Below are 24497 nucleotides of genomic sequence, written 5' to 3' on the forward strand. Positions count from 1 at the left end.
CACCGCATCGTGACATCGTGGCGGATCCGAGCCACCTGGTGACTCGGATCCGCCACGGTGTGCGGCCGGAGCCGCGGTCAGGCGTTGGTGCCGGCGCCCGGCAGCCCACCCTGCGGGTCGGGCGTGCCGCCGCGACAGCTCACCCCGAACTCCGGGGCGGTGTGCCCGTCGCCGTACTCCTCGAGGAACAGCCCCAGCCGGCGGTCGTCGGCGCCGTCCAGGTGCAGCTGGGCGCCCCAGACCGTCACCACGACGGGCGAGGGGAGGTCCTCGCGCGGCGACATGATCCCGTTGGCGGGCAGCTGCTCGGCGAGCAGCGCACGGTCGGAGTCGGACAGGTCCGGGTCGTGGGTGATCCACACGGTGCCGTGCTCGAGGTCGTGCACCGCGTTCTCCTCGCGCACCGGCTCGTCGTAGACGCCGCAGTCCAGCCAGATCGGCGCGTGTGGCCCGCCCGCGGGCGGGTCCTGCGGATAGTCGACGTCGCCCTCCGTGTGGGTCCCGTCGGTGATCTCCCACGTCTCGACCAGGGTGAGGTCGAGGGCGCGCTGCGCGCGCTCGTCGCCCCGGATCGCCCGATCGACGAGGGGTGCCACGAGCGCGGCGCCCAGCACCAGGGCCGACGCGACGCTCGCCAGCACGAGCGGCAGGTTGCGGTGCGGCTGCTGGGCGGCGGGCGGGTACGCCGCCGCAGGCGCGGGCCGTGCGTCCGGCGCGTCGGTCCCCTGGACGGACCCGGGCGCACCCGTGGGACCGGACAGGTGAGGGTCGTCCACGTCGTCGGGCCGGTCGGTCACGACAGGGCCGCGCGCACGGCCTCGGCGCGCTCGTCGTACGCGTCCTGCGGGATGTCGGGCAGCATGTCGGCCCAGACCGGCAGGTTGGAGCCGCGGAGCTCGAGGACGCCGAGGGGCCGGGCCATCACGTTGACCGCGAGGTGCCCGCTGCCGTTCTCCCACTTGGTGAGGTGCACGTTGCCGACGCCGTCGAGCGCGGACACCGCGGCGTAGGTGCGGCCGATGAGCCGGCCGAGCTCGGCGTGGCCGTCGTCGTCCAAGTCGTCGATGAGCACGTGCTGGCGGGCGACGATGTTGGCCACGAAGGGCAGGCTGGTGCCGCCCGGGCGGATCACGGCGAGCCGATCACCGGTGTGCAGGACCTGGGCGGGCACGGTGAGGGCCCGGCAGGTGCGGCAGTCCGCGGCGTCGCGGGACCGATCGGGCTCGGGGACGACCCGCTCCCCCATCGCCTTCGGGGTCAGGCCGTCGCGCTCGAAGGGGAAGACCTCCCAGTCGGCCATGCCGCCGAGCGGCGGCCGGCCGGCCGCGTCCAGGTGGTCCTGGACGCGGCCGCGCCACACGTCTGCCGGGTCGGCAGCGCGGTCGTTCATCCGCGCAGCAGGTTGCGCAGGACGTACTGCATGATCCCGCCGTTGCGGTAGTAGTTGGCCTCGCCCGGGGTGTCGATGCGGACGACGGCCTCGAACTCGCTGGCCTCACCGTGCGCCTGGTCGGTGCCGGGGGCCGGCTCGACCTTGACGGTGACCGTCCTGGGCGTGGTGCCGTCGTTGAGCTCGGTGATGCCGGAGATCGAGATGATCTCGGCACCGGTGAGGCCGAGGTCGTCGGCGGTCTTGCCCTCGGGGAACTGCAGCGGGATGACGCCCATGCCGATGAGGTTGGAGCGGTGGATGCGCTCGTAGGACTCGGCGATGACGGCCTTCACCCCCAGCAGCGCAGTGCCCTTGGCGGCCCAGTCGCGCGAGGAGCCCGAGCCGTACTCCTTGCCGGCCAGGACGACCAGCGGGACGCCGGCCTCCTGGTAGCTCTGGCTGGCCTCGTAGACGCTGGTGACCTCGCCGTCCTTGGTGAAGTCCTTGGTGACGCCACCCTCGGTGCCGGGCGCGATCTGGTTGCGCAGCCGGATGTTGGCGAAGGTGCCGCGGATCATCACCTCGTGGTTGCCCCGCCGCGAGCCGTAGGAGTTGAAGTCGCGCTGCTCCACGCCGTGCTCGGCGAGGTAGGCGCCCGCCGGGCTGTCCTTCTTGATGGCGCCGGCCGGGCTGATGTGGTCGGTCGTGACCGAGTCGCCCAGCTTGAGCAGCACCCGCGCGCCGACGATGTCCTGCACCGGCTCGGGCTCCCGCGGCATGCCGTCGAAGTAGGGAGGACGGCGCACGTAGGTGGAGTCCTCGTCCCACTCGAAGGTGTTGCCCTCCGGGGTGGACAGCGACTGCCAGCGCTCGTCGCCCTTGAACACGTCGGCGTAGGACGAGCCGAACATGTCGGAGGTGATCGCCTGGGCGATCGTCTCCTCGACCTCCTGCGGGCTCGGCCAGATGTCCTTGAGGAACACGTCGTTGCCGTCGGTGTCCTGGCCCAGCGGGTCGTCGAACAGGTCGACGTCCATCGAGCCGGCGAGGGCGTACGCCACCACGAGCGGCGGCGACGCGAGGTAGTTCATCTTCACGTCCGGGTTGATCCGGCCCTCGAAGTTGCGGTTGCCCGAGAGCACCGAGACGACCGCGAGGTCGGCCTCGTTGACCGCGGCGGAGACCTCGGGGATCAGCGGCCCGGAGTTGCCGATGCAGGTGGTGCAGCCGTAGCCGACGAGGTTGAACCCGAGCTTGTCGAGGTAGGGCGTGAGGCCGGCGCGCTCGTAGTAGTCGGAGACGACCTTGGAGCCCGGCGCGAGCGTGGTCTTGACCCACGGCTTGCGCGAGAGGCCCTTCTCGACGGCCTTCTTGGCGAGCAGCGCGGCGCCGATCATCACGCTCGGGTTGGAGGTGTTGGTGCACGAGGTGATCGCGGCGATCACGACGGCGCCGTGGTCGATCTCGAACTCCTGGCCGTCGAGCGAGACACGCGTCGGGCTGCTCGCGCGGCCCTCGGCCTTGCTGGGGTGGACGGGCGCGCCGTTGCCGCCGCTGTGGCTCGGGGCGTCGGAGGCCGGGAACGACTCCTCCACGGCCTCGTCGTAGCCGCTCGCCTCGGCCGCGTCGTCGGGGTCGTTGTCACCCTCGTCGACGTAGTCCTTCAGCGCGCCGCGGAACGACTCCTTGGCGGCGGTGACCTCGACGCGGTCCTGGGGACGCTTCGGACCGGCGAGCGAGGGCACCACGGTCGAGACGTCGAGCTCGAGGCGCTCGCTGAAGCGCGGCTCCGCGCTCGGGTCGTGCCACAGGCCCTGCTCCTTGGCGTACGCCTCGACGAGCGCGAGCTGCTCCTCGGAGCGGCCGGTCATCCGCAGGTAGTCGACGGTCTGGTCGTCGATCGGGAAGACGGCGATGGTCGAGCCGAACTCGGGGCTCATGTTGCCGATCGTGGCGCGGTTGGCCAGCGGCAGCGCGGAGACGCCCTCGCCGTAGAACTCGACGAACTTGCCGACGACGCCGTGCTCGCGCAGCATCTCGGTGATCGTCAGCACGAGGTCGGTGGCGGTCGAGCCCTCGGGGAGCTCGCCGGAGAGCTTGAAGCCCACGACGCGCGGGATCAGCATGGAGACCGGCTGGCCGAGCATCGCGGCCTCGGCCTCGATGCCGCCGACGCCCCAGCCCACCACGCCGATGCCGTTGACCATCGTGGTGTGCGAGTCGGTGCCGACGCAGGTGTCGGGGTAGGCCACGCCGTCGCGCACCATGACCACGCGGGCGAGGTGCTCGATGTTGACCTGGTGGACGATGCCGGTGCCGGGCGGGACGACCTTGAAGTCGTCGAAGGCCCCCTGGCCCCAGCGCAGGAACTGGTAGCGCTCGCGGTTGCGCTCGTACTCGATCTCGACGTTGCGCTGGAAGGCGTCGGCCGAGCCGAAGACGTCGGCGATCACCGAGTGGTCGATGACCATCTCTGCGGGGGCGAGCGGGTTGATCCTGGTGGCGTCGCCGCCGAGCTCGGCCATCGCCTCGCGCATCGTGGCGAGGTCGACGACGCAGGGCACGCCGGTGAAGTCCTGCATGATCACGCGAGCGGGCGTGAACTGGATCTCCTGGTCGGGCGCCGCGCTGGCATCCCAGCCGGCGATCGCCTTGATGTGGTCGGCCGTGATGTCGGCGCCGTCCTCGGTGCGGAGCAGGTTCTCCAGCAGCACCTTGAGCGAGAAGGGCAGGCTCTCGACGTCGAGGCCCTCGCCCTTGACCGCATCGAGGCGGTAGATCTCGTAGGACTGTCCGTCCACGTCCAGGGTGCCCTTGGCACCGAAGCTGTCCTGACTGGCCATCAGCCGTCTCCTCGGGAGTTCGCGGGTTCGCGTCCATCTTGCCGTCGCACCCTGGGGCGCGGGAAGTCAGGCGACCCTTAGTACCGGTCAAACTATCTCGATATCAAGATACACGAGGTCGAGGAGAGTGCCAACCGGGTACGCCCGCGTGTCGCGGCGCTCGGGCTACAGTCCGCCGGTGCCCACCCTCGTCCACCTCAACGGCCCCTCCGGCGTCGGCAAGACGACCCTGGCGCACGACCTCGCCGCCGCGCGACCCGGCACCCTCGTGTGCGACATCGACGAGCTCCGGTCGTGGGTCTCGGGCTGGGGGGACGACTTCGTCGGCACCGGGGAGGCGGTGCGCTCCTCCGCGCTGGCGCTGCTGACGGCCTACCTGCGCACGGGCCGCGACGTCGTGCTCCCCCAGCTCATCGTCACCCCCGCCCAGGCCGAGCGCTTCGAGGCGGCCGCGGCCGAGGCGGGAGCGGCGTACGTCGGCGTGGTGCTCGACGTGGCACCGGACGTCCTGCTGGCGCGGCTCCGCGGGCGTCCGCGGACCGCGGTCAACGTGGTGGTCTCGCGGATCATCGAGGAGGGCGGCGGCGACGAGCTCGTGCTGGAGGGTCGGCGCCAGCTGCTCGCCCTGGCCCAGGAGCACGGATGGGCGGTCGTGGACGCGACCGAGCGCGAGCCGGCGCTGGCGGAGCTCGCCGCGCTCCTGCAAGGTTGACCGCTCAGTCGATGCCGGCCATCTGGTCGAGGCGCTGGAGCAGGTCGTGGGCGGCGAGCTCGACCGCCTTGTGCCGCCACTCGGCCGCGCGGTAGACGCAGGCGATCAGCCCGGACCGGTGCACGCGCCGCAGGTCGCCGTAGACGAAGGCGTAGCGCGCCTTCGTCCCGTCGTTCGCACCATCCGTGAGGCCGAGGTGCCAGGCGCTGTAGTCATCCCACGAGTGCCGCTCGAGGTAGGCGTTCTCCGCCTCCGCGTCGGGCTGCACCTGCCCCCAGTCGCTGTCGAGGACGTACTGCCGGCCGTCGATGAGGCGGCGCGCGTGGGTGACGGCGGCCGGGTTGACGTCGTAGCTGGCCATGCGACCAGCCTCGCGCCGCACCGCGGACGTGGCAAGCACGCTCAGCGGCGCCGCGGCTCCAGCAGCGCCACGCATTCGACGTGGTGCGTCATCGGGAAGAGGTCGAAGGCCCGGATCGCGGTGAGCTCGTAGTCGTGCTCGGCGAAGATGGCGACGTCGCGGCCGAGCGCGGCCGGGTCGCAGGCGATGTACGCCACCGCACGGGGGTGCCGGTCGACGACCTGCTCGACGACCGCCCGCTTGGCACCCTCGCGGGGCGGGTCGAGCACGACGAGGTCGAACGGCTCGTCGAGCCCGTCGCGCAGCACGCGGTCGGTCGGGCCGCACTCGACGGCGGTAGCAGTGAGGGCCGACAGGTTGGCCTTGGCGTGGCGGCAGGCGGTGCGGTCGGCCTCCACGGCCACCACGCGGGCGCCGGTGGCCTCGCCGACGAACCGGGCGAACAGCCCGACCCCGGCGTAGAGGTCGAGCGCGCGCTCCCCCGGCGCCGGCTGCAACAGGTCGAGCACCGTCTCGACCAGGACGCCGGGGGCCGCGGGGTGGACCTGCCAGAAGCCGTCGGCGGCGACGGAGAACGGGTGGGTGGTGCTCCCCACGGTCACGTCGTGCGACGCCACGTCGGCCTCGGGCTCACCCGGCGACCACTCGCCGTGCGGCCCCGGCTCGGCGCCGGGACGCGGACGCGCGTCCTCGGCAGCGATCAGGCAGTCGTCGACGGCGACCAGGCGGTGCGACCGGTGTGCGCGCATCGCCGGGCGGCCGTCCGGGAGCACGGCGTAGCGCTGCCGGGTGCGCCAGCGCAGCCCGTCGTCGGCGCGACCGGGTACGGGGACCGCCTCGACGGTCAGTCCGGCGACCAGCCCGGAGTCGGGGTCGAGCCGGCCGAGCCGTACGAGCTGCTCGCGGACGACGGCGGTCTTGAGGTCGCGCTGGGCGGGCAGCGCGACGTGCTGGAAGTCGCAGCCGCCGCAGAGGCCCGGCCCGGCGTAGGGGCACGGCGGCTCGACACGGTCCGGGGACGGCTGGTCGACGCGCACCGCGTCGCCGCGCCAGAAGCGGTCGCCGTCGGTGCCCTCGGTGATCTCGACGAGCACCCGCTCGCCGGGAAGCGCGTGGCGTACGAACACCACCCGCGACTCGGGCTCGGGGAGGCGGGCGACGCAGTGGCCGCCGTGGGCGACCGGCCCGACCTCGACCTCGAAGCGCTCCCCCACCCGCGAGCGGCCCCGGGCGCGGCGGGGGCGGTTGGTGCGGCTCACGACTCGTCCTCCTGCCGACCGGGATCGCGCCGGCCCACGCGGCCCCGGCGCAGGTCACCGGCGTGCACGCGTACCTCGTCGCGGCGCCGCTCCTCGGCCACCTGCGACGAGCGCAGCTGGTAGGGCACGGAGATGACCATGACGCCCGGCGTGAACAGCAGGCGGCCCTTGAGCCGCAGCGCGGTCTGGTTGTGGAGCAGCTGCTCCCACCAGCGGCCGACGACGTACTCGGGGATGTAGACCGCGACCACGCCGCGCGGGCTCGCCCGGCGGATCTCCTGGGTGTACTCCACGATCGGGCGCACGACCTCGCGGTAGGGCGAGTACAGCACCTTGAGCGGGATGTCGAGGTTGCGGTCGTCCCACTCCTCCAGCAGCTTGCTGGTGGCGCGGGGGTCGACGCCGACGTAGATCGCCTCGAGGACGTTGGGCCGGGTGGCGCGCGCGAAGGCGAGGGCCCGCAGCGTCGGCTTGTGCAGCTTGGACGCGAGCACGATGGCGTGGACCCGGGTCGGCATCACCTTGTCCTGCTCGTCGGCCGCCAGCTCCAGCTCCACCCGTGCGTAGTGGCGCCCGATCGCCTTCATGAGCAGGAAGAAGAAGCCCATCGCGAGGATCGTGATCCACGCGCCTGCCAGGAACTTGGTCACCAGCACGATCACCAGGACCACCGCGGTCATGCCGAGCCCGAACGTGTTGATCGCGCGCGAGCGGATCATCCGGCGCCGCTCGGCCGGGTCGCGCTCGGTGCGCAGGTGCCGCGACCAGTGCCGGATCATCCCGAGCTGGCTGAGGTTGAAGGAGACGAACACCCCGACGATGTAGAGCTGGATGAGCTTGGTGGTCTCGGCGTCGAAGATCCAGATCAGCAGGATCGACATCGCCGCGAGGAACACGATGCCGTTGCTGTAGGCGAGTCGGTCACCGCGCGAGCCCAGCGAGCGCGGCGCGAGTCCGTCCTGGGCGAGGATCGAGCCGAGCACGGGGAAGCCGTTGAAGGCGGTGTTGGCGGCCAGCACCAGGATGATGCCGGTGACCGTGAGCACGAAGTAGAAGCCCGGCGAGAAGTGGTCGAAGACGCCCGCGGCGATCTGGGCGATCACGGGGTGCTGGTCGTAGCCTGCGGGCAGGGCGTCGCCCGACGCCGTACGCAGCCGGTCGAGCTCGTGCGGGTCGACGTAGCGGATCGCCATCTGCTTGGCGAGCACGATGACGCTCATCATCATCGTGATCGCGATCAGCGCGAGCAGCAGCAGCGTGGTGGCCGCGTTGCTGCTCTTGGGCTTGCGGAACGCCGGCACACCGTTGCTGATCGCCTCGACCCCCGTCAGGGCCGCACAGCCCGACGAGAACGCCCGGGCCAGCAGGAACATCAGCCCGATCTGGGTCAACGGCTCCTCCCAGCCCGGCTGGGGCTGGATGACGAGGTCGGCGCTCTCCGCCTGCGGCAGGTCGCCGGCCACCAGGCGGAGCAGCCCGTAGGCGCACATGCCCAGGATCGCGACCATGAACAGGTAGGTGGGCACGGCGAAGAACGCGCCGGACTCGCGCACGCCACGCAGGTTCATCGCCGTCAGCAGCACGACGGCCACCACACCCACGGTCGCCTCGTGTCCGATGAAGACCGGGATCGCGCCGGCGGCGTACTGCGAGGCCGACGAGATCGACACCGCGACGGTGAGCACGTAGTCCACCAGCAGCGCGCTCGCCACGGTGACGCCGGCGTTGCGGCCGAGGTTGACGGTGGCGACCTCGTAGTCGCCGCCGCCGGACGGGTAGGCGTGCACCGTCTGCCGGTAGCTCGCCACCACCGTGAGCATCACCAGCGCGACGGCGAGGCCGATCTTCCACGACCAGACGTACGTCGACGCGCCGGCCACGGCCAGCATGATGAACACCTCGTCGGGCGCGTAGGCGACCGAGGACAGGGCGTCGCTGGCGAACACCGGCAACGCGATCCGCTTGGGGAGCAGGGTCTCGCCCAGCTGGCTGCTGCGCAGCTTGCGGCCCAGCAGGATCCGCTTGGACACATCCCCGACACTCACGGCGGCAGCCTAGACCCGCAGCGGACCGGGCCCCGGCTGGGATACGGTTCCGGCGTGCACGTCGTGATCATGGGTTGTGGCCGCGTCGGGTCGACGCTCGCCCGCAGCCTCGAGGACCGCAACCACACCGTGTCCATCATCGACAGCGAGCCCGACGCGTTCCGGCGACTCGGCCCCGAGTTCAACGGCGACAAGATCACCGGCTACGGCTTCGACCAGCAGGTGCTGGAGAAGGCGGGCATCCGCCGCGCCGACGCGTTCGCAGCGGTCTCCAGCGGCGACAACTCCAACATCATCGCCGCGCGGGTCGCCCGCGAGACGTTCGGCCTGCAGCAGGTCGTCGCCCGCATCTACGACCCTGGTCGCGCCGAGGTCTACCAGCGCCTCGGCATCACGACGGTGGCCACGGTGAAGTGGACGGCCGACCAGGTCCTGCGGCGCATCCTGCCCGCCGGTGCCGAGCCAGACTTCCGCGACCCGTCCGGCACGATCCGCGTCGACCACGTGCCGGTCCCCGACCCCTGGGTCGGCAACCGGACCGTCGAGTTCCAGATGCAGTCGCTCAGCCGGATCGCCTGGATCGACCGCCTCGGCGAGGGCATGCTGCCGACGCGCGAGACGGTGCTGCAGGAGGGCGACATGCTCCACCTGGTCATCCGCGAGGAGAACGCCGCCCACGCCTACGCCGTGCTCGAGTCCGGCCCCGAAGACGACTGACCCACCCCACGACACCCCGAGCCAGGAGCACTGCACATGCGCGTCGCCATCGCCGGAGCCGGAGCCGTGGGGCGATCGATCGCCCGGGAGCTGATCGAGAACGGCCACCAGATCCTCCTCATCGACAAGAGCCCGTCAGCGATCCGGCCCGAGCGCGTGCCGGACGCCGAGTGGCTGCTCGCCGACTCGTGCGAGCTGTCCTCGCTGACCGAGGCCCAGCTCGGCAAGTGCGACGTGGTCATCGCGGCCACCGGCGACGACAAGGCCAACCTGGTCACCTCGCTCCTGGCCAAGACCGAGTTCGGGGTGCCCCGCACGGTGGGTCGGGTCAACCACCCCAACAACGAGTGGCTCTTCACCGAGGCGTGGGGTGTCGACGTCAACGTCTCGACGCCGCGCATCATGTCCGCGCTGGTCGAGGAGGCCGTCTCCATCGGCGACTTGGTGCGGCTCTTCACCTTCCGCCAGGGCAACGCCAACCTCGTCGAGCTCACCCTGTCGGCCGACTCGCCCTACGTCGGCACGCCTGCCGGCCTGGTGCCGTTCCCCGACAACTGCGCGCTCGTCACGATCCTGCGCGACGGCCAGGTCTACCCGCCCGAGGCCGAGCAGCCGCTGGAGTCCGGCGACGAGCTCCTCTTCGTGGTGCCGGCCGAGGTCGAGGCCGAGCTCGAGCAGCTGCTCTCCCCCAGCCACCACCGCTGATCCGAGCTCGTGCGTCGGCTCAGGTGGGCTCAGGTGGGCTCAGGTGGGCGAGGCCTCCGGCGCGACGGGCGTGCGGTTGCGCGAGAGCAGCCAGATCATCGACCCGAGCGCGGCGAGCTGCAGCGGCCAGCCGAGCGCGATCTTGAGCACGCCGAGGGCCGCCACGGCGGCGTCGGCGTCGATCGAGCCGGAGCTGCCAGCGAGCCAGATGGGTGCCTGGATCGCGACCCGGAGGATGCACGGCGCGACCAGCAGCCACGTCAAGCGGCTGCACAGCTTCACGATCTGCTTGTCGGAGTGCCAGGCCGTCGGGTCGCCGGTGATGCTGCCGACCATGAAGCCGACCAGCGGCCAGCCGATCAGGCACGTGAAGGCGAGCACCACGGCGTACCCGCCGTTGTAGAGCAGGCCCGGCAGGAAGTAGGCGAGCGCCTGCTCCTGCTCCGAGCCTCCCGACTGCGCGGCGCGGTGGACGAAGAACCACCCGATGCCGATGCCGACGAGCGCGTTGACGACGAACTGCACCGTCGAGCGCTGCACCAGCCGCACGACCAGCAGCACGAGAGCCGCCCCGACGCTGACCGACAGCGCGAGCCGCAGGTCCTTCATGGTGAGCCAGGTGACGGTGAACAGGATCGTCGGCAGCGCGGCCTCGACCATCCCGCGCCGGCCGCCGAGCGCCTTGGCGAGCTGGCTGCGGACCACCGCCTCGACCGTGTCGGTGGCGACGGTGCTGCCGGTGCTCGCGGTGCTCCCCGTGCTCGCGGGGTGGCTGGGCTCGGTCACGGGCGCAGCTCGTAGCGCGGGTTGAACATGATCGGTACGCCGCCCTGCCGGCCGATGCAGCCGGCGACGCTCAGCGAGCGTCCCGGGTCGACGCCGGTGATGCGGCGACGGCCGAGCCACACGACGGTGATCACGCCGGAGCCGTCGTCGAGCTCGGCCTCGAGGGCCGGGACGCCGCCTCGCGGGCGCAGGGTCACGGTGCGGAGCACGCCGTTGACCACGACGGGCTCACGCTCGGGCGCGTCCGCGATGGCCAGCGCCTCGTCGTTGGTGTGCGACTCCCGCAGCTCGCGCTGGCGGGCCTCCGAGCTGTCGGCCCACCGTGACAGCGCGTGGCGCAGCCGGCCCTTCTCGCCCACCGCTCACCTGACCCGGCGGGCGTCGTCGGGCAGCTTCACGGGCAGCGGCTCACCCACGGGCATCGCCTGCTCCCCTCGGCGTACGACGACCTGCGCGAGGGCGTCCTCCCACTCGGGCGCCGCGTCGGGGTCGACGGCCGGTCGGCCGAGGAACGAGGCGCGCAGCATCCAGCGGTCGCCGTTGATCCCGACGATGCGCGACGGCTGGGTCGCGGTCGTCCCGTCGGGGCGCTTGACGGGCATCTGGCACACCAGCTCGGTGCCCCAGCGGCCCTCACGCTCGGTGGCCTGGCCGCCTCGGCGGACCATGTCCGCGGCGATCTGCGGGCGCACCTCCGACCACAGGTCGCCGTTGCGGGGGGCGGCGAACGGCTGGAACTCGCACGCGCCGTCCGAGCCGGCGAGCATCACCGCACGCACCTGGCCGCTCTTCTCGTCGACCTGCAGCCGCAGCTCTAGCTCGGCGATGGCCGGCACGAGTACGGAGCCGAGGTCGGCGCGCTCGATGCCGTCGCCCTCGACCTGCGAGGCGTCGAAGGGGCCTCCGGTCGGCGCCTCCCGGGCACCGGTGGCAGCGGTGTCGTCGGTCGCGTCTGCGGTCTCCGAGGACGGGTCGGCCTTACGGCGGAACTTCACGTCAGCACTCCTTCGATCAGCGCTCCTTCGAACGGGCCTCGGCTCATCGACGTGAACCGGTACCTGTAGAACCGTAGCCCCCGGCGCCCCGGACCGACTCCGGCAGCACCCCCACCTCGACGAACCGCGCTCGCTCGAAGCGCTGGATGACGAGCTGGGCGATCCGGTCGCCGCGGGCCAGGCTCACCGGCTCACCGGGGTCGTGGTTGACGAGGAGCACCTTGATCTCGCCGCGGTATCCGGCGTCGATCGTGCCGGGCGTGTTGACGATGGACAGTCCGTGCCGGTGCGCCAGGCCCGAGCGGGGGTGCACCAGGGCGACGAAGCCGTCCGGCAGCGCGATCGAGATCCCGGTCGGCACGAGTGCCCGCTCGCCGGGCGCGAGGGTGAGGTCGACGGTCGTGTGCAGGTCGGCCCCGGCGTCCCCCGGGTGGGCGTACGACGGCAGCGGGAGGTCGGGGTCGAGGCGGACGACCGCGACGTCCAGGTCGGGCTCCAGGTCGGGCGCGGGACGAGGGGTCGGGTCGTGGTCGGGCACGAGAAGTGAATCTATAGGCTCTGCGCCGTGGACTACGCCGAACGCCTCACCGTTCCGCTGCGCTGGTGGGTGCAGGGCACGATGCTCGTGGCCTCGCTGTGGCTGGCCGTCCTCGCCGCCACCCCCGAGGCCATCGCCTGGACGATCACGGCCGTCGCGATGCTGCTGCTGGTCGCCCTGCTGGGGGCCTACGGCCGGCCCCGGGTCTCGGTCGACAGCACGACCTTCCGGGCGGGCCGGGCACACATCCCGCTCGAGCTCATCGGCGACGTCACGCCGCTCGACGCCGAGGGCGTACGCCGTCAGGCGGGCGTCGACGCGGACGCGCGGGCCTACCTGTTGCTGCGTCCCTACATCAAGCGCGGCGTGCGCGTGGACATCGCGGATCCCTCCGACCCGACCCCCTACTGGCTGGTCAGCACTCGTCGCCCCGAAGAGCTCGTCTCAGCCCTCGAGGCGGGGCGGGTGCGCCGATCTGCTGGGTAGGGTGACCACATGGCCTCCTCTTCCTCCTCGGACAACAGCAAGCTCTACTCCGCGTTCTCCCTCGTCGCCGCCATCGCCGCGGCGGCGGTGGCCAAGAAGGCCCTCAACACCTCGTGGCGCGCGGCCACCGGCAAGAACCCGCCCGCCAACCCCGCCGACCCCGACGTCAGCGTCGGCGAGGCCGTCCTGTGGGCGGCCGTCAGCGGCACGCTGATCGGCGTCGCGCGCATGTTCGCGGCCCGCCGCACCGCGCAGTACTACGCCAAGTCGACCGGCCACCTCCCCCCGCAGCTCAAGAAGGACGGCCAGGACGCCGACAGGGCCCCCGTCCCCGAGTCCTGAGCCACCACCGGGCCGCCCCGCGCCCGTAGGTAGGCATCCCGAGGTCGTCGCGCCCCGCCCGCCCGCAGGGCACCCCACGCCCGCCCTGGGCCGACCGGGCCCTCTCCGCCCGGGCACACCCACGGTCTACGCGTGCTGCACCCACCGTCGCCACTGGCCAGTGAGTCGCTCAGCGACTCAATGTCTCTGCCACCCCCGCCGACCCCGGCCTTTGGCCAGTGAGTCTCCCAGCGACTCACTGGCCAGTGGCCAGCACCGAGGGCGGGGGTCGGCCGGCAGCGCGCCCGGCTGGCCGCTGGGCGTCCACAGAGCGGCCTGGGACGGTGTGAGGGGCTCGCTTGTGGACGGATGGCGCCGGGTGTCGGCGGTGCGCGGTTCGCTCCTCGTACGACGACACGCGATCGCAGAGGAGGACGGCGGATGGGCCACACCGCGACGGCACCCGGGCCACCCGGGGCCCCGATCGAGCTGACTGAGGACGGGCAGGACTGGCTGCTGCTGATGGGGCCGGTCGAGGGGGACGTGCCGGGGCTGGTGCGACGCATCAGGCGGATCCTCGACGTGTCCCAGCGCGGGCTGGCCGAGGTGCTGGGGGTGTCCCAGTCGATGGTCGCCCGCTGGGAGACCGCGCGTACGAGCCCGCGCGCGAACGTCCTGCAGCAGCTGCTGCGGCTCGCCGGCATCGGGGTCGCGCTCCGCGACGAGTGGACCGGCGAACCCGTGGAGCCGATGCGTGAGGACGGCGCGCGCACCCGCGGTGGGAGCCGCTATCCCGCACACGTGGACCTCCGGGTCACCGGGTGGTGGGTGCCACGCGCGCTGAGGACGATGACGAGCGTCGAGTACGCCCGGAGCCGCGACCTGTCGCGCCGGTTCGGCGTGCCCTCGGTCCGCTACCGCGTCGCTCGGTGGATGAGGGCGATCGAGCGCAGGCACCACGGGACGCCCGCGGACCATCCGTCCTTCCGGCAGCTCGTGGCCGAGGCCGAGCACCTCGAGGAGGAGCGTCAGGCGCGCCGCGAGCGCGCCCTGCGAGCCCGGCGCCTCGCAGCCTGAGCAGCCGTCGGGCCGCCGTACGTGCCGCCGGACCGCCGTCACCCGCCGCGCACGACACAGCGCCCGGCCCCCTCGCGAGGACCAGGCGCTGTCGAGTCAGGTGGTGCCGGTCAGATGCAGTCGCGGCAGATGAGCTTCTTCTCATCAGCGAGCTGGGACCGGTGGTGCACCAGGAAGCAGCTCATGCACGTGAACTCGTCGTCCTGTCGAGGCATGACCTCGACCGCGAGCTCCTCGTGCGAGAGATCGGCTCCCGGCAGCTCGAAGGACTCGGCCGCCTCGGTCTCGTCCTCATCGACCTTGCCCGAGTTCTTGTCGTGGCGTCGGGCCTTGAGCTCCTCGATGCTCTCCTCGCTCTGGTCCTCCTCGGACTTGCGCGGTGCGTCGTAGTCGGTGGCCATCGAAATCTCTCCCCAATGCTGTGGACTCGTACCCGACCGGATTGCGGCGGGTCGTCCGAAGGTTTTGTGCGCGTCGTCGGCGCCAGATTGTGCACCATGGACAGGCCCCGTGGTGAGCCGGTCCGGAACGTGTCGCCTGAACAGTGGGCAAGGTCTGGGTATTCCCGCGCTCGCCCCACCTCGTCAGGTGTACCTCGGACCCCCTCAGGGTCCCCGTGGACGGGCCAGGAAGCGGCTCGCGGACGGGCCTGGACGCGCCCGGACGCCCGTCCCGCGCCGCCGTCAGGCGAGGAAGCCGGCCTCGGTGATCGCCGCCACGAAGTCGTCCCACCCGTCGGCGGGCGCGCCCACGACGACGCGGCGCGCGGCGTGCTCCTCGACGTCGAAGGTCCCTTCGAGGAGCGCGAAGCGACCGCCCGCCTCACGCAGCACGAGCCCGCCGGCCGACCAGTCCCACGGCTGGGGCCCCGCCTCGACGTACCCGTCGCCGCTGCCGTCCGCCACGTGGCACAGGTCGAGCGCGCACGAGCCCATCCGGCGGATGTCGCGCACCTCCGGCAGCAGCGCGGCGACACAGCGGGCCTGGTGCTCGCGCACCCGGCGCTCGTAGCCGAAGCCGGTCAGCACCAGCCGCTCGGCCAGCGGCGGCGAGGGGCGTACGCCGATGGGGCGGCCGTCGCGCGTGGCGCCCTGGCCGACGGCGGCGGCGTACTCGACGTCGGTCGGGATGGTCACCACGGCTCCGGCGACGACCTCGCCGTCGACCTCCGCGGCCACCGAGACGGCGCAGTCGGGCAGGCCGTAGAGGTAGTTGACGGTGCCGTCGATCGGGTCGAGGACCCACCGCACGCCGGAGGATCCGGACCGGTCGTCCCCCTCCTCGCCCAGGACGGCGTCGTCGGGCCGCTGGGCGGCGAGGCGCGAGCGCAGCAGCGTCTCGACCGCACGGTCGGCCTCGGTGACCACGTCGACGGCGCTGGTCTTGGTGTCGGCGACGTCGATCCCGCCCAGCCGCATCTCACGGGCCAGGGCGGCCCCCTCGTGGGCGAGCGTGCGGGCCAGGTCGCGCAGCTCCACGGGCGTGACGGTCACGAGTCGGCACCGCAGAGGGCCGGGCGGGGTCCGCGCGCGTTGGGGCAGCAGCCCGCCCCGCAGATGTCGGGACCGGCGGGCATCGAGCCGATGGCGGGCCGCTCGGGACGCTCCCCGCGCTCGGTCGCCGCCCGCTCCAGCAGGAGGTCGCGGACCATCGCCACGAACCGCGGGTCGGTGCCGGCCGTCGCGGCGCGGACCGCCCGCATGCCCAGGCGCTCGGCCGTCGCCATCGCCTCGGTGTCGAGGTCGTAGATGACCTCCATGTGGTCGGACACGAAGCCGATCGGCACCATCACGACCTGGCTCACGCCGTCGCTGGCCAGCCCCTCGAGGTGGTCGTTGACGTCCGGCTCGAGCCACGGCGTCGCAGGCGACCCCGAGCGCGAGCAGTAGACGAGGTCGTGGCGGTGGGAGCGGCCCGTGGCCGCCTTCACCCGGTCGGCCACCTCGTCGACGACGCTGCGGTGCTGCTTGACGTAGGCGCCGCGCGGCTGGGCGTGGGCCTCCGGCGGGGCTCCGCTCGTCTCGGCCATCTCCGTGGGGATGGAGTGGGTGACGAAGACCAGGTGTGCCTCCTCGCCGTTGGTGGGCAGGTCGGCCAGGGCCGCCAGGCACGCGTCGACGACCGGCTCCACGAAGCCGGGGTGGTTGTAGTACTGCCGCAGCTTGTCGAGCCGGGGCGCGCCCTCGGTCTGCTCGACCGCGTCCCACAGGTTCTCGCGGTACTGCCGGCACGACGACCACGACGAGTACGCCGAGGTGGCGAAGACCGCGGCGCGCTGCACGCCGTCGGCGGCCATCCGGGCGAGGGTGTCGGCCAGGTAGGGCTCCCAGTTGCGGTTGCCGAAGTAGACCGGCAGGTCGATCCCCTGGTCGGCGAAGTCCTTCTCCAGCGCCGCGATGAGCGCGCGGTTCTGGTCGTTGATGGGGCTCTTGCCGCCGAACAGGAAGTAGTGCTCCCCCACCTGCTCGAGACGCTCGCGGGGGATGCCCCGGCCACGGGTGACGTTCTCCAGGAACGGCACCACGTCCTCCGGCCTCTCCGGGCCCCCGAAGGAGAGGACCAGCAGGGCGTCGTACGGCTTCACGTCGGGGCGACCCGCAGGATTCATGGTGCCAGCGTAGAGCGGCCTACCATGCGCGTGATGCTCGACTCCTACGGCCGGGTGCTGGCGCGCCCGGGTGCGCTGGCGTTCAGCAGCGCCGCCCTCGTCGCCCGGCTGCCGATCGCCATGGTCGGACTGGGCATCGTGCTCCTCGTCGAGCAGCGCACCGGCTCCTACGGCCTGGCCGGCACGGTGTCGGCCGTCTTCGTGCTCGCCGAGGCGGCGTTCGCGGTGCTGCACGGCCGGTGGGTCGACCACTACGGCCAGTCCCGCGTGCTGCCGCTGGCCATCTCGGTGTTCGCCGCCGGACTCGCCCTGATGATGCTCGCGGTCGAGCAGGACTGGCCCCGGATCTGGACCTACGTCTTCGCCGCAGTCGCCGGGGCCGCGCTCCCCCAGGTCGGCGCGAGCGTGCGCACGCGCTGGTCGCACCTGCTCGACGACCCCCGCGAGAAGCAGACCGCCTTCGCCCTCGAGGCGGTGCTCGACGAGGTGGTCTTCGTCGTGGGCCCCGTGCTGGTCACCCTGCTCGCCACGAACTGGCACCCGGTCGCCGGACTCACGGCGGCGATCGTCAGCGGGCTCGTCGGCACGTACGCCTTCGCGGCCCAGCGACGCACCGAGCCGCCCCCCGGCCGCACGACGCCGACAGAGGTCCGGGCGCCGATGCCGTGGCGCCTGGTGCTGCCGCTCGCGCTCGTCTGCCTGACGCTCGGCGCGCTGTTCGGGGCCGCCGAGGTCACCACCGTCGCCTTCGCCGAGGAGCACGGCAAGCGCTGGGTGGCCGGCTGGCTCCTGGCGGTGTGGTCCCTCGGCAGCCTGGTCGCCGGGCTGGTCACCGGCGCGGTCGCCTGGCGCAGCGGTCCCGAGGTGCGGTTGCGCTGGGGCTCGGCCGCCATGGCCCTGGCGATGGCACCGCTGATGTTCGTCGACTCGATCCCGCTCATGGCGGTCGTGCTGCTCGTCGGGGGGCTGGCGATCGCCCCGACCATGATCAGCGCGATGACGATGGTCGAGCAGGGCGTCCCGTCCGGACGTCTCACCGAGGGGATGGCGATCCTGCACACCGGGATCGTCGCGGGGGTGGCCCCGGGCGCGAGCATCGCCGGGTTCGTCGTGGACCACAGCGGCGCCTCGGCGGCGTACGCCGTCGCCCTGGCCGGCGGCCTGCTGGGGGCGCTCGCGGCGCAGACCGCACGTGGCGGACGCCAGGCGGACCGGGCCCCTAGTCTGCGGGCATGAGCCCCGCCCTGCACGGCCACCTCTGGCGCAACTGGTCCGGTCTCGAGGAGGCGGTCCCCCGCCACGTCGAGACGCCGCGCTCGGTCGACGACGTGGTCGACGTCGTGTGCCGTGCCCGCGAGGCCGGGACGACGGTCAAGATGACCGGCACCGGGCACAGCTTCACCGCGATCGCCGCCCCGGAGCACACCCTGCTGCGACCGGACGGGCTCCGTGGGATCGTCGCGGTCGACCGCCAGGCGATGACGGTCACCGCCCTGGCGGGCACGCCGCTGAAGGACCTCAACCTCGCACTCGAGCGCCTCGGGCTGTCCCTGCACAACATGGGGGACATCGCCGAGCAGACGCTCGCCGGCGCCACCTCGACCGGCACGCACGGCACGGGCGGCACCGCTGCCGGGCTGGCTGCCCAGGTCGCCGGCCTGGAGCTCGTCACCGGCACCGGCGAGGTGGTCCGCGCCACCGCCACCGAGAACGCCGACGTGCTCGACCTGGCCCGGGTCGGCCTCGGCGCGCTCGGCATCCTCACCACCCTGACCTTCCACGTCGAGCCGCTCTTCGTCGTGGAGGCCCACGAGCAGCCGATGGACTGGGACGGGGCGCTGTCGTCGTACGACGAGATGGTGGCCGCCGCGCACCACGTCGACATGTACTGGTTCCCCCACACCGACCGGATGCTGGTCAAGCAGAACGTGCGCACCGACCTCGACCCCGGCGAGCATCAGCCGCCGTCCGCGCTCGCCGCGTGGTGGGAGGACGAGCTCGTCTCCAACACGGCGTTCGGCGCGCTGTGCCGGGTGGGCTCGCGGGCCCCGGCCGTGGTCCCCCGGATCAACCGCTTCGCCGGCCGCGCCCTGTCCGAGCGCCGCTACACCGACGTCGCCCACCGCGTCTTCGTGAGCCCGCGACGGGTGCGCTTCCGGGAGATGGAGTACGCCGTGCCGCGCGAGGTCGGGCTCGACGTGCTGCGCGAGTGCCGGCGGATCGTCGAGGCGAGCGACTGGCGGATCGCCTTCCCCGTCGAGGTCCGGACGGCGCCCGCCGACGATGTCGCGCTGTCGACCGCGCACGGTCGCGACACCCTCTACCTCGCCTTCCACGTGCCGGCCGACACCGACCACACGGCCTACTTCGGCGGGCTCGAGCCGGTGCTGCGCGAGGCCGGCGGGCGGCCGCACTGGGGCAAGGTGCACACCCGCACCGACGCCGACCTGGCGCCGGCCTACGACCGGTTCGACGACTTCCTGGCGCTGCGCGACCGGCTCGACCCCGACCGGGTCTTCGCCAACGCCCACCTGCGCCGGGTGCTCGGCGACTGACCCGGCGACTGACCCGCGGGACGGGTCACACGCTGGCGGGTCCCTTCGGCAGCGGCGCCTGCCAGCCCCGCACGAGGGCGAGCAGCCGCCAGACCAGGCACGTGGCGAACCCCGCGGCCGCCACCACCAGCAGGGGCAGGTCGGTGCGGTCGAGCAGGACCGCCACGACCGCCCCGGCGAGGGCCGGGGTGGCGTAGAGGACGCCCTCGAAGATGACCGGGACGGTGCCCGCGAGGACGTCGCGGATCATCCCGCCGCCGATGCCGGTCACCATGCCCATCAGCGCGGCGGCGACCGGGTCGAGCCCGTAGTCGACCGCCTTGAGCGCGCCGGTGACGCAGAACATCGACAGGCCGACGGCGTCGAAGACCGTGACCACCCGCTCGAGCCGCCCCACCGTGGGGTGGAACGTGAAGGTGAGGAACCCCGCGACGACCGGGACGACCAGGTAGCGCCAGTCGGCCAGCGCTGCCGGCGGGGTGTCCCCGATCATCACGTCGCGGATGATGCCCCCGCCCAGCCCGGTGACCCCGCCCAGGACGAGCGCCGCGAACAGGTCGAGGTTGCGGCGCACGGCGACCAGCGCGCCCGCGACGGCGAAGAAGAAGATCCCGATGAGGTCGAGCGCGACGATCGTCGTCGCGAAGTCCGTAACGGGCACCACTCCAGCCTAGGGCGCGCCGCGGAGGTGCCCGCTCCGGCGCGCTGCGCTGGCGTAGGCTCGAGCGCACGGATGCCACCCGCACCCGCGACCATCCCCCGACCACCAGCCAGGCAGGAGCCCGCCGTCGATGGCCAAGCTGACGTTCACCGGACGCAGCAGGGACCGCAAGCGCCTGCTGCTGGTGGACGAGTCGGGCCAGGAGCACACCCTGGCGATCGACGCCCGGCTCCGCCGCGCGCTCGCCGGCGCCCACGACAGCAACGGCCAGTTGGAGATCCCGATGGAATCAAGCCTCCGTCCACGCGACATCCAGACGCGCATCCGAGCCGGTGAGTCACCGGAGGCGGTCGCCCACGCGGCGGGCACCTCGGTGGAGAAGATCATGCCGTTCGCCGCGCCGGTGATGGCCGAGCGCGCCCACGTCGCCGAGCGCGCCCAGCTCGCGTCCGTACGCCGCCGCGCCAGCGAGTCGGGTGCCCGGACGCTGGGCGAGGCGGTGAGCGCGCACCTGCGCTCGCACAACGTCGACCCGGCCACCATCGAGTGGGACGCCTGGCGCCGCGAGGACGGCCGGTGGACCCTCACGGCCCTCTACGAGGTGGCCGGCCGCGTCGGCACCGCCACCTTCTCCCACGACCCGCGCGGCAGCTTCGTCACCATCGACGACGACGACGCCCGCTGGCTCGTCGGCGACGCCGCCCCCGCCGCCACCAGCTCGCCGGCCGCCGACGACCTCACCGCCGCGCGCCAGCGTCGCCTCAGCGCGGTGGACGGCGACGTGCCCCTGGGCGACGACGCGATCGAGATGGTCACCGGCGAGGAGGCCTCCCCCGAGGAGACCACCATGGAGCTCGCCGACCCCGGCCTGGGCGCCGACCGGCCCGTCACGGCCCACCGCGACGAGCACGAGACCCCGAGCGGTGGCGCCGCTCGCACGCCGGACGCGACCGAGCAGCAGTCCGACCGGCAAGACCCGCAGTCCGACCCGCAGTCGGACGTGGCCACGGGCGAGCCCCGGTCCAAGCCGACCCGCAAGCGCGGTCGGGCGTCGGTGCCGAGCTGGGACGAGATCATGTTCGGCGGCGGCAAGGGCGACTGAGGGTCGCGCCCGGTCCACGCGCCGGTCAGCGACCGTCAGCCGGTCGCGACGGGCCGGTCGGGGTCGGTGATCCAGCCGCTCCAGCTCCCCGGGTAGAGCGCCGCGCGGATGCCCACCAGTTCCATCGCGAGCAGGTCGTGCGCCGCGGTGACGCCGGAGCCGCAGTAGGCCGCGACGGACGCGGCCGTGTCGGCGCCGACACGGGCGTACGCCTCGCGCAGCAGCGGCGGTGGCAGGAACCGGCCGCGGTCGTCGAGGTTGGCGGTGGTCGGCACGTTGACGGCGCCGGGGATGTGACCGGCGACGGGGTCGACGGGCTCGGTGTCGCCGCGGAAGCGCTCCGGCGCCCGCGCGTCGACGAGCACCTCGACGTCGAGCACCTGATCGGGCCCCACGACGGGCGTCTGTGGCACCGCCGCGACCGTGAAGTCGCCCGGCGCGACGTCCACCGGCCCCGTCTCGGCGGGATGGCCGTCCTCGAGCCAGGCGGTCCACCCGCCGTCGAGCACCCGCACGTCGCGGTGCCCGTGGTGGCGCAGCAGCCACCACGCCCGCGCGGCCGCCCGCCCCTGCCAGTCGTCGTACACGACGACCGGGCGGTCCCCGCGCACGCCCGCGCGCCGCATGGCCGCCTCGAACCGTGCCGGGTCGGGCAGCGGGTGGCGGCCCCCGGCGCCCGGCGGATCGGCGAGGTCGACGTCGAGGTCGACGTAGACCGCTCCCAGGACGTGCCCGGCCTCGTGCAGCCCGCGTCCCGGTGGCCCGCCCTGGAGGTAGCGCACGTCGAGGACGGTGACCTGCTCGGGGTCGGAGGCGCGCTCGGCGGCGAGCTCGTCGGGGCTGACCAGCGGCCCGCGGGAGAAGTCGTCCATGCGCGGCACGGTAGCCGCCCTTCCGGGTCGGCACTGTGACAGGATTCCCCGGACATGGCTGAACTGCACTTCTTCACGGGCACGATGGACTCCGGCAAGTCGACGCTGGCGCTCCAGACCAACCACAACCACGCCGCCCGCGGACGCGTCGGCCGGATCTTCACGACCCACGACCGGTCCGGGCAGGCGGTGGTCTCCAGCCGGCTCGGGCTCACCCACGACGCGCTCGAGGTCGACGCCGGCTTCGACTTCTGGGCCTACGTCGTCGACACCCTGACCCGCGGGGGCCGCATCGACTACCTCGTGTGCGACGAGGCGCAGTTCTACTCCGCCGCGCAGATCGACCAGCTCGCGAAGGTCGTCGACGAGCTGCAGATCGACGTGTTCGCCTTCGGGATCCTCACCGACTTCCGCTCCCAGCTCTTCCCGGGCAGCGCGCGCCTGGTCGAGCTCGCCGACCGGATGAACGTCCTCCAGGTCGAGGCGCTGTGCTGGTGCGGCAAGCGCGCCACCCACAACGCCCGCACCGAGAACGGCGCGATGGTCGTCGAGGGCGACGTCGTCGTCGTGGGCGACGTGGACAGCGTCGACGAGCCGCCCGCCGACGTGGCCTACGAGGTGCTGTGCCGCCAGCACCACCGCCGACGGCTCACGGCGGCGCGCGCCAAGGCGGTCTCGCTGGCGCCGGAGCCGCTGCCGTTCGGCTGACCCGCGCCGCGGACCGGTCCTACCGGCGTCAGTCGACGAGGATCGGGATCAGCATCTCGGCCGAGGTGAGCGACCCGTGCAACCCGACCAGGGTGTCCTCGTAGGCGAAGTCGCGCGACGACATCACCGCGGTGCCGCCGTGGCAGGCGACCATCACGTCGCCCAGCCGTGGCAGCACGCCCGGGGCGACCGGGCCGAACCACCCCAGTCGGACGGCCTCGTCGCGGGTCACGACGCTCGCCCGCTCCCCCAGCACCTCGCGCCAGGTCGCGACCACGTCGGGGACGGCGCCGGCCGCGCAGTAGAGGTGGCGGAACCTGGCCTCGCCGCCGAGCAGCGCCACCCCGTCGCGCATGCCGGCGACCTCGTCGACGTCGACCCGCGCGTCGCGCGGGCTGTCGACCATGCCGTGGTCGGCGACCACCACGAGCCGGGTCGCGGGCGGCAGCGCCTCGCGCAGCTGCTCGGCCTCGGCGTCGACCATCGCGAGCTGCTGCAGCCACTGGGTCGAGGCGACGCCGAACTTGTGGCCCGTCCAGTCGAGGTCGGAGTCGTAGACGTAGGTCAGCGACGGCTGGTCGGCGGAGGCGGCCACGGCCGCGGCGATCCGCTCGCCGACGCGGTCTGCCCCGACGTACGCCGTCCCTCGCTGCGAGGCCACGGTGAGGCCGGAGCCCTCGAAGTCGCGCTTGTTGACCGAGGTGACGCTCACCCCGGCGTGCGCGAGGCGGCCGAGCGCGGTGGGGTGCGGCTGCCACTCGACCGGGTCGACGCCCTTGTCCCACCACAGGTGGTTGAGCAGCCGGTCGGTGCCCGGGATGCGCGCGGTGAACCCGACCAGCCCGTGCGCGCCCGGCACCAGCCCGGTGCCCAGCGAGGTGAGGGACGTCGCGGTGGTCGAGGGCACGCCGGCCGTGCCGGTGGCCGCACCGTCGAGGAGCGACGACAGGTAGGGGGCTGAGTGGGCGTAGCGGGCGAGCAGCTCGGCGCCCATCCCGTCGACGAGGAAGACGACGTAGGACGGTGCCAGCGGGAGCTCGAACCCGACGGGGTGACCGTCGAGCTCGACCCCGAGGGCGCGGGCCACCGAGGGCACCACGTCGGCGAGCGAGCGGTCACCGTAGGCCGGCGCCGTGAATCCGGCCGGCGCCTGGTCGGCCGTCACCGGTGGGTGCTCATCCGCGGGTGCGGGACGACAGCGCCTCGGCGAACGCCAGCAGGCCGGCCACGGCGTCGGCGCCCTCGGCGGCCGCCGACACCCGCAGGGTGTAGTCGTCGCCGGCGAGCGTGCCGGTGTAGCCGTGGTCGGCGTCGCAGCTCGGGTCGGAGCAGGCGGCCGGCTCGAGGTCGAGGCGACCCACGCCGCCCCAGCCGATGGTCAGCACGGCCTCGGCGGGCGGTGCGACGCCCTTGGTCGGGTTGGCGACCATCCGCGTCACGACGACGGTGCGGATCGAGGTGAGGGTGACCGCCTCGGTGGTCGTCGACGTGTAGGGCTCGGGCAGCAGGTCGTCGCCCGGGTGCTCGTCGGTGTGCGCGATCACCAGGCGGGTGGGCGTGAGCAGGAGCGCCGTCAGGTGGCGACGCACCTCCTCGTGGTCGAACGTCGTCTCGTGGTGGACGAAGTAGGAAAGGACCTCCTCGCCGCCGGCCGCGGAGAAGACGCCGTCGGCGACGACCTCGGGGTAGTAGCCGGTGCGGTGGATCGCCTTGCGGAGGTCGTGGGAGACGTCCGCGTCACGGGTCGAGCGGGGCATGGTGGCAGTCTGTCACG

General features: G+C 73.0%; 27 protein-coding genes. 10 read left to right on the top strand and 17 right to left on the bottom strand.

What is annotated here, in order from left to right:
* Window positions 1–77 precede the first annotated feature (77 nt).
* Genes AC3X7Z_RS11795 through AC3X7Z_RS11805 form a run of 3 tightly spaced genes read right to left on the bottom strand, consistent with a single transcriptional unit; the run spans window position 78 to window position 4215 of the window.
* Complete coding sequence (locus AC3X7Z_RS11795; RefSeq protein ID WP_186342088.1) at window positions 78–797, bottom strand: thioredoxin-like domain-containing protein; 720 nt, start codon at window positions 795–797, stop codon at window positions 78–80.
* Window positions 794–1390, bottom strand: a complete 597-nt coding sequence (locus tag AC3X7Z_RS11800; protein ID WP_489976038.1) for a hypothetical protein — start codon at window positions 1388–1390, stop codon at window positions 794–796. The genes AC3X7Z_RS11795 and AC3X7Z_RS11800 overlap by 4 nt, the downstream gene beginning before the upstream one ends.
* Window positions 1387–4215: an aconitate hydratase gene (locus AC3X7Z_RS11805; RefSeq protein ID WP_186342086.1), complete on the bottom strand. Its 2829-nt coding sequence runs from the start codon at window positions 4213–4215 to the stop codon at window positions 1387–1389. The genes AC3X7Z_RS11800 and AC3X7Z_RS11805 overlap by 4 nt, the downstream gene beginning before the upstream one ends.
* 178 nt (window positions 4216–4393) lie before the next feature.
* Here AC3X7Z_RS11805 and AC3X7Z_RS11810 point away from each other — a divergent pair, with 178 nt between their 5' ends.
* A complete protein-coding gene (locus AC3X7Z_RS11810; protein WP_489976039.1) occupies window positions 4394–4927 on the top strand; it encodes an AAA family ATPase in 534 nt (177 codons plus the stop codon).
* A 4-nt stretch (window positions 4928–4931) separates the two neighbouring features.
* On the opposite strand, the gene AC3X7Z_RS11815 is transcribed toward AC3X7Z_RS11810, so the two are convergent.
* Genes AC3X7Z_RS11815 through AC3X7Z_RS11825 form a run of 3 tightly spaced genes read right to left on the bottom strand, consistent with a single transcriptional unit; the run spans window position 4932 to window position 8592 of the window.
* A complete protein-coding gene (locus tag AC3X7Z_RS11815) occupies window positions 4932–5288 on the bottom strand; it encodes a hypothetical protein (protein ID WP_186342084.1) in 357 nt (118 codons plus the stop codon).
* Window positions 5289–5329: 41 nt separating this feature from the next.
* The gene (locus AC3X7Z_RS11820; protein WP_489976040.1) at window positions 5330–6547 is read right to left on the bottom strand and encodes a class I SAM-dependent RNA methyltransferase; all 1218 of its coding nucleotides are present in this window, start codon (window positions 6545–6547) and stop codon (window positions 5330–5332) included.
* Window positions 6544–8592 (bottom strand): APC family permease, encoded by a 2049-nt coding sequence (locus tag AC3X7Z_RS11825; protein WP_186342079.1) that lies wholly within the window; start codon window positions 8590–8592, stop codon window positions 6544–6546. Before AC3X7Z_RS11825 ends, AC3X7Z_RS11820 begins: the two co-directional genes overlap by 4 nt.
* Window positions 8593–8646: 54 nt before the next feature.
* Between AC3X7Z_RS11825 and AC3X7Z_RS11830 the strand changes: the two genes are divergently transcribed.
* The gene (locus tag AC3X7Z_RS11830; protein ID WP_186342078.1) at window positions 8647–9309 is read left to right on the top strand and encodes a potassium channel family protein; all 663 of its coding nucleotides are present in this window, start codon (window positions 8647–8649) and stop codon (window positions 9307–9309) included.
* A gap of 36 nt (window positions 9310–9345) precedes the next feature.
* Window positions 9346–10014 (top strand): potassium channel family protein, encoded by a 669-nt coding sequence (locus AC3X7Z_RS11835; RefSeq protein ID WP_489976041.1) that lies wholly within the window; start codon window positions 9346–9348, stop codon window positions 10012–10014.
* A gap of 39 nt (window positions 10015–10053) precedes the next feature.
* Here AC3X7Z_RS11835 and AC3X7Z_RS11840 read toward each other — a convergent pair whose 3' ends face one another.
* From AC3X7Z_RS11840 to dut, 4 genes are read right to left on the bottom strand one after another with little or no spacing between them, the layout of a single operon-like run.
* On the bottom strand, window positions 10054–10800 hold the full coding sequence (locus AC3X7Z_RS11840) for a DUF3159 domain-containing protein (protein WP_489976042.1): 747 nt from the start codon (window positions 10798–10800) through the stop codon (window positions 10054–10056).
* Complete coding sequence (locus tag AC3X7Z_RS11845) at window positions 10797–11159, bottom strand: OB-fold nucleic acid binding domain-containing protein (RefSeq protein ID WP_186342076.1); 363 nt, start codon at window positions 11157–11159, stop codon at window positions 10797–10799. The genes AC3X7Z_RS11840 and AC3X7Z_RS11845 overlap by 4 nt, the downstream gene beginning before the upstream one ends.
* 3 nt (window positions 11160–11162) lie before the next feature.
* The gene (locus tag AC3X7Z_RS11850; RefSeq protein ID WP_489976043.1) at window positions 11163–11795 is read right to left on the bottom strand and encodes a DUF3710 domain-containing protein; all 633 of its coding nucleotides are present in this window, start codon (window positions 11793–11795) and stop codon (window positions 11163–11165) included.
* A gap of 43 nt (window positions 11796–11838) precedes the next feature.
* A complete protein-coding gene (dut, locus tag AC3X7Z_RS11855; protein WP_186342317.1) occupies window positions 11839–12294 on the bottom strand; it encodes a dUTP diphosphatase in 456 nt (151 codons plus the stop codon).
* 66 nt (window positions 12295–12360) lie between these two features.
* On the opposite strand from dut, the gene AC3X7Z_RS11860 reads away from it, so the two are divergent.
* The 3 genes from AC3X7Z_RS11860 (at window position 12361) to AC3X7Z_RS11870 (ending at window position 14217) form a co-directional block, all read left to right on the top strand.
* A complete protein-coding gene (locus tag AC3X7Z_RS11860) occupies window positions 12361–12819 on the top strand; it encodes a DUF3093 domain-containing protein (protein WP_489976044.1) in 459 nt (152 codons plus the stop codon).
* A 9-nt stretch (window positions 12820–12828) separates the two neighbouring features.
* The gene (locus AC3X7Z_RS11865; protein WP_186342073.1) at window positions 12829–13161 is read left to right on the top strand and encodes a DUF4235 domain-containing protein; all 333 of its coding nucleotides are present in this window, start codon (window positions 12829–12831) and stop codon (window positions 13159–13161) included.
* 420 nt (window positions 13162–13581) lie between these two features.
* Window positions 13582–14217, top strand: coding sequence for a helix-turn-helix domain-containing protein (locus AC3X7Z_RS11870; protein WP_186342072.1), 636 nt, complete (start codon window positions 13582–13584; stop codon window positions 14215–14217).
* 110 nt (window positions 14218–14327) lie between these two features.
* Here AC3X7Z_RS11870 and AC3X7Z_RS11875 read toward each other — a convergent pair whose 3' ends face one another.
* The 3 genes from AC3X7Z_RS11875 to AC3X7Z_RS11885 form a co-directional block, all read right to left on the bottom strand.
* Window positions 14328–14618 (bottom strand): DUF4193 domain-containing protein, encoded by a 291-nt coding sequence (locus AC3X7Z_RS11875; protein WP_056600397.1) that lies wholly within the window; start codon window positions 14616–14618, stop codon window positions 14328–14330.
* Between the two features lie 282 nt (window positions 14619–14900).
* Window positions 14901–15710: an inositol monophosphatase family protein gene (locus AC3X7Z_RS11880; RefSeq protein WP_489976045.1), complete on the bottom strand. Its 810-nt coding sequence runs from the start codon at window positions 15708–15710 to the stop codon at window positions 14901–14903.
* Window positions 15707–16825 carry a ferrochelatase gene (locus tag AC3X7Z_RS11885; protein WP_489976046.1) on the bottom strand — a complete coding sequence of 373 codons (1119 nt, stop codon included), beginning with the start codon at window positions 16823–16825 and terminating at the stop codon, window positions 15707–15709. Before AC3X7Z_RS11885 ends, AC3X7Z_RS11880 begins: the two co-directional genes overlap by 4 nt.
* Window positions 16826–16858: 33 nt before the next feature.
* Here AC3X7Z_RS11885 and AC3X7Z_RS11890 point away from each other — a divergent pair, with 33 nt between their 5' ends.
* Complete coding sequence (locus tag AC3X7Z_RS11890; RefSeq protein WP_489976047.1) at window positions 16859–18061, top strand: MFS transporter; 1203 nt, start codon at window positions 16859–16861, stop codon at window positions 18059–18061.
* Window positions 18058–19380, top strand: a complete 1323-nt coding sequence (locus AC3X7Z_RS11895; RefSeq protein ID WP_489976048.1) for a D-arabinono-1,4-lactone oxidase — start codon at window positions 18058–18060, stop codon at window positions 19378–19380. The genes AC3X7Z_RS11890 and AC3X7Z_RS11895 overlap by 4 nt, the downstream gene beginning before the upstream one ends.
* Window positions 19381–19405: 25 nt before the next feature.
* On the opposite strand, the gene AC3X7Z_RS11900 is transcribed toward AC3X7Z_RS11895, so the two are convergent.
* Window positions 19406–20041 (bottom strand): trimeric intracellular cation channel family protein, encoded by a 636-nt coding sequence (locus AC3X7Z_RS11900; protein ID WP_186342068.1) that lies wholly within the window; start codon window positions 20039–20041, stop codon window positions 19406–19408.
* Between the two features lie 130 nt (window positions 20042–20171).
* On the opposite strand from AC3X7Z_RS11900, the gene sepH reads away from it, so the two are divergent.
* On the top strand, window positions 20172–21143 hold the full coding sequence (gene sepH, locus AC3X7Z_RS11905; RefSeq protein WP_489976049.1) for a septation protein SepH: 972 nt from the start codon (window positions 20172–20174) through the stop codon (window positions 21141–21143).
* A 35-nt stretch (window positions 21144–21178) separates the two neighbouring features.
* Here the strand turns inward: sepH and AC3X7Z_RS11910 are convergent, their stop codons facing one another.
* Window positions 21179–22015, bottom strand: coding sequence for a sulfurtransferase (locus tag AC3X7Z_RS11910; protein WP_489976050.1), 837 nt, complete (start codon window positions 22013–22015; stop codon window positions 21179–21181).
* A 54-nt stretch (window positions 22016–22069) separates the two neighbouring features.
* On the opposite strand from AC3X7Z_RS11910, the gene AC3X7Z_RS11915 reads away from it, so the two are divergent.
* On the top strand, window positions 22070–22723 hold the full coding sequence (locus AC3X7Z_RS11915; RefSeq protein WP_186342065.1) for a thymidine kinase: 654 nt from the start codon (window positions 22070–22072) through the stop codon (window positions 22721–22723).
* A gap of 28 nt (window positions 22724–22751) precedes the next feature.
* On the opposite strand, the gene AC3X7Z_RS11920 is transcribed toward AC3X7Z_RS11915, so the two are convergent.
* Both AC3X7Z_RS11920 and AC3X7Z_RS11925 read right to left on the bottom strand, forming a co-directional pair.
* The gene (locus AC3X7Z_RS11920) at window positions 22752–23888 is read right to left on the bottom strand and encodes an alkaline phosphatase family protein (protein ID WP_489976051.1); all 1137 of its coding nucleotides are present in this window, start codon (window positions 23886–23888) and stop codon (window positions 22752–22754) included.
* A gap of 10 nt (window positions 23889–23898) precedes the next feature.
* Entirely contained in the window at window positions 23899–24480 is a 582-nt protein-coding gene (locus AC3X7Z_RS11925; protein WP_186342063.1) for a DUF5998 family protein, read from the bottom strand.
* Between the last annotated feature and the right edge of the window lie 17 nt (window positions 24481–24497).

This window comes from Nocardioides sp. Z24_21, from assembly GCF_058134345.1.